This is a genomic window from Stenotrophomonas sp. SMYL89 (assembly GCF_036319985.1).
Classification (GTDB): domain Bacteria; phylum Pseudomonadota; class Gammaproteobacteria; order Xanthomonadales; family Xanthomonadaceae; genus Stenotrophomonas; species Stenotrophomonas maltophilia_Q.
The window spans coordinates 47,981-56,995 of record NZ_JAWIRW010000014.1; the positions used below are offsets into that span (position 1 = coordinate 47,981).

Genomic DNA, 9,015 nt, shown 5'->3' on the forward strand with positions numbered 1-9,015 from the left:
GCGCTGCGGCCGCGCATTGGGTAGCGCCGGGCCACGCCCGGCGGATCTTGAGGCTGTCAGGCAGATCAGCCGAGCATGGGCTCGGCTCTACAGCGTCCCGCGGTCAATCCACCACGCGGCAGAACACGGCCTTCAGGTAACGCGATTCCTGCACGTGGGCCATGAACGGATGGTCCGGACCGGCGCCAGCCACCTTCAGGATCTGGATCGTGCGGCCGGAGAAATAGGCCGCGCGGCGCAGCATGTCGAGGAACTGGTCCTCGGCCACCAGGCCGGTGCAGGAGAACGTGGCGAACAGGCCGCCCGGCTTCACCACGCCCAGCGCCAGCTTGTTCATGTCCAGGTACTTCTTCAGCGCAGTGATCACCTGGTCGCGGTCGCGGGTCATCTTCGCCGGGTCCAGGATCACCACGTCGTACTGCTCGCCACGGTTGGCGGCATCGCGCAGCCACGGGAAGATGTCGGACTGCACGAACTTCGGGCGCACGTTGTTCAGGCGCGAATTGCCCTTGGCGATCTGGATGACGTCTTCATCGATGTCGATGCCGACCACTTCCGAAGCGCCACGCGCCGCCGCATACACGGCGAAACCGCCGGTGTTGCAGCACAGGTCCAGCACGCTCTTGCCTTCCACCTGCTGGCTCAGCCACTCGCGGTTCTCGCGCTGGTCGGCGAAGAAGCCGGTCTTGTGCGCACCGGCCGGGTCGGCGCGGAACTTGATGCCGTACTCGGTGATCACCGACGCTTCGGTGGTGGTGTTGCCGTGGAAGTCGAAACTTTCCTGCTTCTGCACGTGCTCGTCGGCGAAGCTGTGGAAGCGGCAACCCGGGAACTGCTCGCGCAGGGCGTCGTAGATCCACTCGCGGTGGCGGAACATGCCGGCGGCGAAGAACTCGACCACCACCAGGTCGCCGTAGCGGTCGACCACCAGGCCGGACAGGCCGTCGCCTTCGCTGTGCACCACGCGCCAGGCGTCGGACACCGCGTCCAGCTTCAGCACCTCACGGCGCAGCGACACCGCTTGGGCGATCTTGCGCGAGAACCAGCCGGCATCGACCGGCACGTTCTGGTCGGTTTCGAGGATGCGCACGGCGATGCGCGAGTGCCCGTTGTAGAACCCGCGGCCAATGAACTCACCATCGATGCCGACCACGTCGACGATGGAACCGGGCTTGGGCCGGACGGTCGGCTTCTCGACCAGTTTCTGGAAGATCCACGGGTGGCTGGAACGCCACGCATTCTTGAGGCGGACAATCGGAAGGGGGGTATTCATCCACCTATTGTAAACCGGCCGCCGGGGTCGGATCCCCGCAGGGGCTCTGACTCCATTGGGGTTACCGCCCCGCCCGGGCCCCATTTGACGGCAGCCCGCCCAGACGGCAGAATCGGCGCCAGAAGGGGAGTAGCTCCCAGACGTTGTCGCCGTCATTTCGAGCCCGCAGGCTCCGGTGCAACGGCAGTTCCAGCCGACTGGGACTGCGAGCGAGACCTTCGCCGTACTGGCGAAGCTCTGTCCCTGGATCCCCCTCCCGATCCTCCGTTGCAGATCCTCGCCGTCCGGCCTGGCATTCATCTTTCCAACGGACATTCCCAATGCAGACGATCGGTAACGTGTGGTTGTGGGGCGGCTTCGCAGCGGTGGTGGTCATCGCCCTGCTGGTCGACCTCGTGTTGATGCGCCATGGTGGACCGCACAAGGTCACCTTCAAGGAGGCCCTGTGGTGGTCGATCGGCTGGGTCGCGCTGGCCCTGCTGTTCAACGCCGGCCTCTGGTACTACCTGAATGAGACCGCCGGCCAGGTCGTGGCCAACAAGGTCGGCCTCGAATTCCTGACCGGTTACCTGGTCGAGAAGGCGCTGGCGGTCGACAACATCTTTGTCTTCCTGATGATCATGAGCTACTTCGCGGTGCCGGAGGAGCAGCGCCAGAAGGTGCTGATCATCGGCATCCTGGGTGCGATCGTGCTGCGTACGATCATGATCTTCGCTGGCAGCGTGCTGATCAGCCAGTTCCATTGGCTGCTCTACGTATTCGGCGCCTTCCTGCTCTTCACCGGCTGGAAGATGTGGTTCGCCGCCGGCCAGGAGCCGGACCTGGAGACCAATCCGGCGCTGCGATGGATGCGCAAGCACCTGCGCCTGCTGCCGGACTACGCCGGCAACGCACTGAGCGTGAAGCGCGACGGCGTGCGCTGGTTCACCCCGCTGTTTGCCGTGCTGATCCTGATCGCGGTCACCGACGTGATCTTCGCCGTGGACAGCATCCCGGCGATCTTCGCGATCACCACCGACCCGTTCATCGTGCTCACCTCCAACGTGTTTGCAGTGCTGGGCCTGCGCGCGATGTTCTTCCTGCTGGCCGGCATGGCCGACCGCTTCCACCTGCTGCCGTACGGGCTGGCACTGGTGCTGGGCTTCATCGGCATCAAGATGATGATCATCGACCTGTTCAAGATCCCGACCCCGGTGTCGCTGGGCGTGGTGGCGGTGATCATCGCCGCCACCGTGGTGCTGAGCCTGAAGTACCCGCCGAAGGAAGGCGAAGGCCAGGCCTGAGCCTGACCGTTGAACGGCGCGGCCGGTGGGATTGTCCCGCCGGCCGTTTCCACTCTCCCGCTGCGGTGGCCTTGGTTTCGCGCCACTCACCGCCATTGCTGGGGTATGGACAACAACGCGCCCCTGCCCGCCGGCGACGTACCGGCCCCTCGCAATGACCGCTCGCGCATCCTGCGGGCGTTCAATGTCAGCCTGGCCGCCGTGCTGATGCTGGTGGCCGTGTTCGCCCTGCAGGGCACCTTCGACTGGCGGCCCTGGGCCGTGGCGCCACTGGAAGCGAAGGGCCTGCTCGGCCTCATCGGTGGCCCGATGCTGCATGCCTCGGTCGAGCATATCGCCGCCAACAGCATCGCCATCCTGATCCTGGGCACCCTGGCCGGCAGCGTGTATCCGAAAGCCACCGTACGCGCGCTGCCCCTGCTATGGCTGGGCTCGGGCCTCGGTGCGTGGATGCTGGGCAACCCCGGCAGCGTGCACCTGGGCGCCAGTGGCGTGACCCATGGCCTGATGTTCCTGCTGGCCAGCCTGGGCCTGCTGCGCCGCGACCGCGCGGCAATCGCCACCGGCCTGATCGGCATGCTGTTCTACGGCGGCATGCTGATGACCGTCCTGCCGCACGCCGACGGCGTGTCCTGGCAGTCGCACATGGGCGGCGCCTTCGCCGGCATCATCGCCGCGCTGCTGTTCCGCAACGCCGACCCGCTGCCGCCGCGCCAGCGCTACAGCTGGGAAGACGAGGAGGACGAGGTCGAGCCGCTGGCCGACGACGAGCTGGAGCCGCCGTCACCGCAGCGCGTGCCGGTGCTGTGGCAGCCGCGCGAAGGACAGGACTACGTGGTGATTCCGTTCCGCCGCCCGGACGAGCCGCGCGGTTGATCGGTGACGGGGTCGGATCCCCGAAGGGGCTCTGACCCCATCCGGCATCTTCATGACCCGGTAGTGGCCGACCTTGGTCGGCGCTCCTGCTGCATGCCAACCAAGGTTGGCAACTACCAGAGCACGCGGACCAGCGCGGGTCAGTCCGCCGCGCTACCCGCCGCGCCCATTCCATCCACCGCCTGCCGGCCCAGCGCCGGGTCATCGGTGAAGAACGCATCGATGCCGGTGGCCAGGTAGGCACGCATTTCGGCGATCGATCCCTCGGCATTGCGCGCGTTGTCGGCGCCCTTGCGCAGGTTGCTGGCCTGGAAATGGTTCTCCGGGCGGAAGGTATACGGGATCACCATCAGCCCCACCGCATGCGCATCGCGCACCAGCGAAGTCGGCGTGCCCAGTGCACCCTTGGCATCCAGCGGAATGATCGAGCGCAACTCCGGACCGATGCTGTCGGCGTAGCCGGCGATGTCCTTCAGCCCGGCCGGGGTCATCATCTGCGCGTAGGTCAGCTTTCCACCAGCCTTGGCGATGTCGGCCGGCTGGGTATCGCCCTTCCACAGCAGCTGCAGCAGGCGGATGTTGCTGCCACGCGGGATCTTGCCGCGCAGGTAACGCAGGTTGGCGATCTCGAACGACTGGATGGTGACCGGGCCGACGTTGGTATAGGCGTTGCCGCGCAGCGCGGCCAGCAGCTTGTCTTCCATCGGCAGGCCGATCGACTGGAAGTAGGTCGGGTGCTTGATCTCCGGCACCAGGCCGATGCCGCGGTTGGCGCGCCCGGCCTGCTGGACCAGGAAGGCCAGGATCTCGTCCAGGCTGGCGATGCGGAACTGGCCGTCGTAGGCGGTGCTGCGCAGCTCCGGCAGGCGCTCCCGCGCGTACAGGGTCTTCAGCTCGGCCAGGGTGAAGTCTTCGGTGAACCAGCCATCGACCTTCTGCCCATCGATGACCTTGCTGGTGCGGCGACTGGCGAACTCGGGATGCGAGGCCACGTCGGTAGTGCCGCTGATCTCGTTCTCGTGGCGGGCCACCATCACCCCGTCCCTGGTCATCACCAGGTCCGGCTCGATGTAGTCGGCGCCGTCGGCGATGGCCTGGGCGTAGGCCGCCAGGGTGTGCTCGGGCAGCAGCGCGCTTGCGCCGCGATGGCCGTAGACCGACACCTTGGGCGCGGCCGGGGTGGAGGATTCAGCACTCATGGCCACCGATGGTGCCACGGCCAGCGACAACAGCAACGCACAACCCCACGACTTCACTGCGACTTCCCCAAGCGGTATGTGATGGGCGTCAGTATGAGGCGGCAATGTGACAGGCGGGGGAAGCGTGCACCTGTAGAGCCGAGCCCATGCTCGGCTGACGGGTAGAACCGCCGAGCATGGGCTCGGCTCTACAGTTACTTCCCGATGCAGAAACTGGAGAAGATCCGTCCCAACAGGTCATCGGCGCTCATCTGCCCGGTGATCTCGCCCAGCGCGTCATGCGCCAGGCGCAGCTCCTCGGCGGCCAGTTCCAGGTGTTCGTGCGCCAGCTCGCCATCGGCGCGCTGTGCGTGTTCCTGTGCGCGTTCGATCGCATCCACGTGGCGTGTGCGTGCGGAGAACTCACCGTCCACCTGCTCACCTGCCCCGGCAGAGGCAATCGAGCGCAGACGCGCATGCAGGTCCTCCAGGCCGGCACCAGTCGCGGCCGAAACGAACACGCGGTCCGGGTCATCCAGCGCCGGCAACGCTTCCAGCAGGTCCGACTTGTTGTGGATGTAGACCCTGTGCGGCACCGCCGCTACGGCATCACCCAGCGCGGCCTCACCGGCCGCCGGATCGCGCGCGTCCAGGACGATCAACGCCAGATCGGTACGCTCGATCTCCACGTGGGCGCGGCGCATGCCTTCGCGTTCGATGGCGTCACCGCCGTCGCGCAGGCCGGCGGTGTCGACCAGGGTCAGCTCCAGGCCGTCCAGGCGGATGGTCTCGCGCAGGGTGTCGCGGGTGGTACCGGCGATGTCGGTGACGATGGCGCGCTCGCTACCGGCCAGCGCGTTGAGCAGTGAACTCTTGCCCGCATTCGGCGGACCGATCAGCACCGCGTGCAGGCCATCGCGGAGGCGACGGCCGCGTTCGGCATCGCGGCGCAGAATGGCCAGATCGCTGCGCGCCTGTTCCAGCCCACGCCGCACCTGCGCGCCACCGAGGGTATCCAGCGGTTCGTCAGCGAAGTCGATGGCCGCTTCCACATGGATGCGCAGCAGCACAAGCTGTTCGACCACGGCCTCGATGCGGCGCGAGAACACGCCATCCAGCGAGCGGCGTGCCGCGCGCGCGGCGCGGTTGTCACCGGCGGCGATCAGGTCGGCGATGGCCTCGGCCTGGGCCAGATCGAGCTTGCCGTTGAGGAAGGCGCGTTCGCTGAACTCGCCCGGCCGCGCCTGGCGGGCGCCCAGTGCGATGCAGCGCGCGACCAGTTGCTGCAGCAGCACCGGACTACCGTGGCCCTGCAGTTCCACCACTTCCTCGCCGGTGAAGCTGTTCGGCGCCGGGAACCACAGCACGATGCCATCGTCGATGACCTCGCCGTCGGCATCGCGCAGGCGCGCGTAGTGCGCATGGCGCGGCCGCAGCGCGGGCGCGCCCAGCGCGTTGGCGATCACCGCGGCGCGCGGGCCGGACAGGCGCAGCAGGCCGACACCGCCGGCGCCCGGCGCACTGGCAATCGCCACGATGGTGTCGGTGCGGATCGCGTCGTTCATGGCTCAGAGCTTCTCCAGCTGCGCGCGCGCCTGCGCCGCACCGCTGCCCTGTGGCTGCAGCGCCAGGTAAGTGGTGTAGGCCTGCTTCGCCTTGGGCTTGTCGCCCGCGTTGAAGTAGGCATCGCCCAGATTCAGATAGGCCACGGCGCGCGAGGGATCGATGTTCAGCGTGTTCTCCAGCCAGCGTGCGGCTTCAGCGTAGCGCTGCTGGCGGTAATAGACGAAGCCGAGGTTGTTGGCAGCCTGGGCAAAGTCCGGGCGAAGCTTCAGCGCCTCGGTGAACTGCGCCACCGCCTCGTCGTACTGCTTCTCGCGGTACAGCAGCAGGCCGCGGTCATTGGCCTGCTGCGCGCGCTGGCGATCCGATGCCGGGCCCGCAGTGGGCACCACCAGCTTGGCTTTGCCGCCCTGCAGGTCAGCCACGGTCACCGGTGCCTGGCTGCCCTTGGCTTCGCTGGCGGCTTCAACCTTGTTGTTCAGTGCGATCGCGTCGGCGGTCAGCTGGCGCGTATCGGCGTTGAGGAATTCCTGGCTGTCCGGCACCTGGAACACGAACTCGCCGCCCTGGGAACCGGGCAGGCTGCCGAACGCCGGCGTCTGGTGCGAAACGGCCGAGACGGCCGGCGCCACGTAGGCGGCCAGTTCGGTACCCGTGATCAGGCCATCGCCGTTGAGGTCGCCCTTGCCGGCCAGCGCCTGCAGCAGTACCCACGTAAACACCGAATGGCCATTGGGGCCGGCGTCGGCCACCTGCTGGTCGGCACCGCCGGCGGTCAGCATCTGGCGCGCGCTGCGGCGTGCGTTCTCGCGCAGGAACGACGACGACGAAGGGCCACCACGGGTCAGGCCCAGGCCGCTGTAGCAGGCATCCATCACGAACATCACGTGCTTGGCCTGCATGCTTTCGGCGATGTTCTGGATGTCGGTCATCGCAATCGCGTCGGTGGCGAATTCCTTCGGATCCGAATCGACCGGAATGATGTAGCCGAGGTCGCGCCCGGAGGCGAGCTGGCGGGTCGCGCCATGGCCGGCGAAGAACACGAACACGCGGTCGTTCTTTCCGGTGCGGTCGTCGGCCAGGCGGTCGTGGAAGGCGGCCAGGATGTTGTTGCGGGTGGCCTGCTCGTTCTTCAGCACGATCACCTGCGAGGACGGGAAGCCGAACTGCCCGGTCAATGTGTCGGCCACTGCCTGCGCGTCATGGCTGGCGTATTCCAGCTTCGGCCACTTGGCATAGTTGTCGATGCCGACCACGATCGCCCACGACTTCTCGTAGCCGGTGGTGACGGTGGCGGCACCGGTGTCGCCCTTGCGCGCGCGCGCAACGGTGAAGTCGCGGCCGTTCCAGCCTGCGAACTGGTAGCCATCGGCAATCAGGCGGTCGAGGATCTGCGGCAGCGCCTTCACCGCACGATCGTGGATGTCGTGGAACAGGATGATGCCGCGCTGTTCCTTGTTCACCTGGTCGAGCACGCGCTGCACGATCGACTCCGGCACCGGATCGGCCCAGTCCATCGAGTCGATGTTCCACATGATCGATTTCAGCCCGGCCTCGTTGAGCAGCTGCAGGCCTTCGGCGTTGCGCGCGCCATAAGGGAAGCGGAACAGCGGTGCACGCTTGCTGTCGACGTCCTTCAGCAGCGTGTCGGTGTCCAGCACCTGCTGGCGCAGCGCATCACCGGTGGTGCGCGAGAGCTGGGCGTGGGTCAGGCTGTGGTTGCCCACCGCATAGCCCTCTTCCATCAGGTTGCGACTGATCTTCGCCATCGGGCCGAGACTGACCTTGCCATCGGCTTCCACCTTGCCCAGGTTGCGGCCCACTTCGAAGAACACGCCCGGCACGTCGTAACGCTTGAGGATGGCCACCACTTCATCGGTGTAGGCCTTGTGCGGGCCATCGTCGAAGGTCAGCACCACGGTCTTGGCGGGCAGGTCGCGGCCGAAGATCTCGCGGTCGCTGTCCTTCATCGACATCGGATACGGCTCGATCACGCCATAATCGCGCAGGATCGCTTCGCGGCTGTAGTCCTTGTGCAGGTGGGCGATGTAGTCCTCCCACTTCTCGCGCTTGAGCTCGATGGCACGGGTGCGCTCGAAGCGGCTGAAGATGCGGGTCAGTTCCTGGTTGTAGTTGCGTTCGATCTCATCGAGCGCTTCCAGGTCCTCGCCGATGCGCTGGTGCAGCTTCACCGCCGGCAGCGAAGAGTCGGTGCCAACGCGCTCATGCAGATCGCGCAGCACTTCGCGGAAAGCCAGGCGGTCGGCGTCGAACAGTTCCGGCGCCGACTCGATGTAGTCCAGCACGGTGCCGAGGGTGGCGAAGCGCTGAGGGCTGGAACCACGCAGCAGCGCATCGAACTGTGCGGCGATCGCCGTGCGCTGTTCCAGCCCATCGTGGAACAGCTGCTGGCCCACGCGCGTGGAGGTGCCGCGGTCGGCGGCCGACTGCTGTTCCTCGTCAGCCAGCAGCACGATGATCCGACGGTACCCGTCGAGCTGCTTCTGCAACGCAGCCAGCAACGGTGCGGCGGTCGGATCGGCGGCCGCCGCCGCCTGCGCGCTGGGCTGGGTGAGGGTGGTCGCCGGTGCCTTCGCGGCCTTGTCACCGCAGCTGGCAACGACCAGTGTGAGCAGCAGCGAAGGCAGGAACAGGCGGAACGACGACGCACGCGGCATGGCGGACTCGGAAGTGGGAGGAACGGTGTGCGGGGAATTCTAACGCCGCATGCGAAAAGCCCGCCTTGCGGCGGGCTTCTCGCGTCGATCGGGGCGGTAGAGTCGAGGGGTGGTGGGGAGGGGCGGCGCCCCCGGCAAGAACCAAAGCACATAAAAAAATAATT

At 66.8% G+C, this 9,015-nt stretch carries 6 protein-coding genes; 2 read left to right on the forward strand and 4 right to left on the reverse strand.

Features of this window, described 5'->3' with window-relative positions:
* Window positions 1-103: 103 nt before the first annotated feature.
* Window positions 104-1,273, reverse strand: coding sequence for a class I SAM-dependent rRNA methyltransferase (locus V3B41_RS16105; protein ID WP_010487449.1), 1,170 nt, complete (start codon window positions 1,271-1,273; stop codon window positions 104-106).
* Window positions 1,274-1,593: 320 nt separating this feature from the next.
* Between V3B41_RS16105 and V3B41_RS16110 the strand changes: the two genes are divergently transcribed.
* The gene (locus V3B41_RS16110) at window positions 1,594-2,556 is read left to right on the forward strand and encodes a TerC family protein (RefSeq protein WP_010487446.1); all 963 of its coding nucleotides are present in this window, start codon (window positions 1,594-1,596) and stop codon (window positions 2,554-2,556) included.
* A gap of 105 nt (window positions 2,557-2,661) precedes the next feature.
* A complete protein-coding gene (locus tag V3B41_RS16115) occupies window positions 2,662-3,432 on the forward strand; it encodes a rhomboid family intramembrane serine protease (RefSeq protein ID WP_049429190.1) in 771 nt (256 codons plus the stop codon).
* Between the two features lie 140 nt (window positions 3,433-3,572).
* Here V3B41_RS16115 and V3B41_RS16120 read toward each other — a convergent pair whose 3' ends face one another.
* From V3B41_RS16120 to V3B41_RS16130, 3 genes are all read right to left on the reverse strand, one after another.
* The gene (locus V3B41_RS16120; protein ID WP_100443733.1) at window positions 3,573-4,688 is read right to left on the reverse strand and encodes a glycerophosphodiester phosphodiesterase; all 1,116 of its coding nucleotides are present in this window, start codon (window positions 4,686-4,688) and stop codon (window positions 3,573-3,575) included.
* 137 nt (window positions 4,689-4,825) lie between these two features.
* Window positions 4,826-6,175 (reverse strand): tRNA uridine-5-carboxymethylaminomethyl(34) synthesis GTPase MnmE, encoded by a 1,350-nt coding sequence (gene mnmE, locus V3B41_RS16125; RefSeq protein ID WP_049429188.1) that lies wholly within the window; start codon window positions 6,173-6,175, stop codon window positions 4,826-4,828.
* A 3-nt stretch (window positions 6,176-6,178) separates the two neighbouring features.
* A complete protein-coding gene (locus V3B41_RS16130) occupies window positions 6,179-8,851 on the reverse strand; it encodes a polysaccharide deacetylase family protein (protein ID WP_049429187.1) in 2,673 nt (890 codons plus the stop codon).
* Window positions 8,852-9,015: the final 164 nt, after the last annotated feature.

Coding starts and splice junctions, on each gene's coding strand:
- mnmE (WP_049429188.1), bottom strand. CDS start 6,175: ATGAACGACGCGATCCGCACCGACACCATCGTGGCGATTGCCAGTGCG.
- V3B41_RS16105 (WP_010487449.1), bottom strand. CDS start 1,273: ATGAATACCCCCCTTCCGATTGTCCGCCTCAAGAATGCGTGGCGTTCC.
- V3B41_RS16110 (WP_010487446.1), top strand. CDS start 1,594: ATGCAGACGATCGGTAACGTGTGGTTGTGGGGCGGCTTCGCAGCGGTG.
- V3B41_RS16115 (WP_049429190.1), top strand. CDS start 2,662: ATGGACAACAACGCGCCCCTGCCCGCCGGCGACGTACCGGCCCCTCGC.
- V3B41_RS16130 (WP_049429187.1), bottom strand. CDS start 8,851: ATGCCGCGTGCGTCGTCGTTCCGCCTGTTCCTGCCTTCGCTGCTGCTC.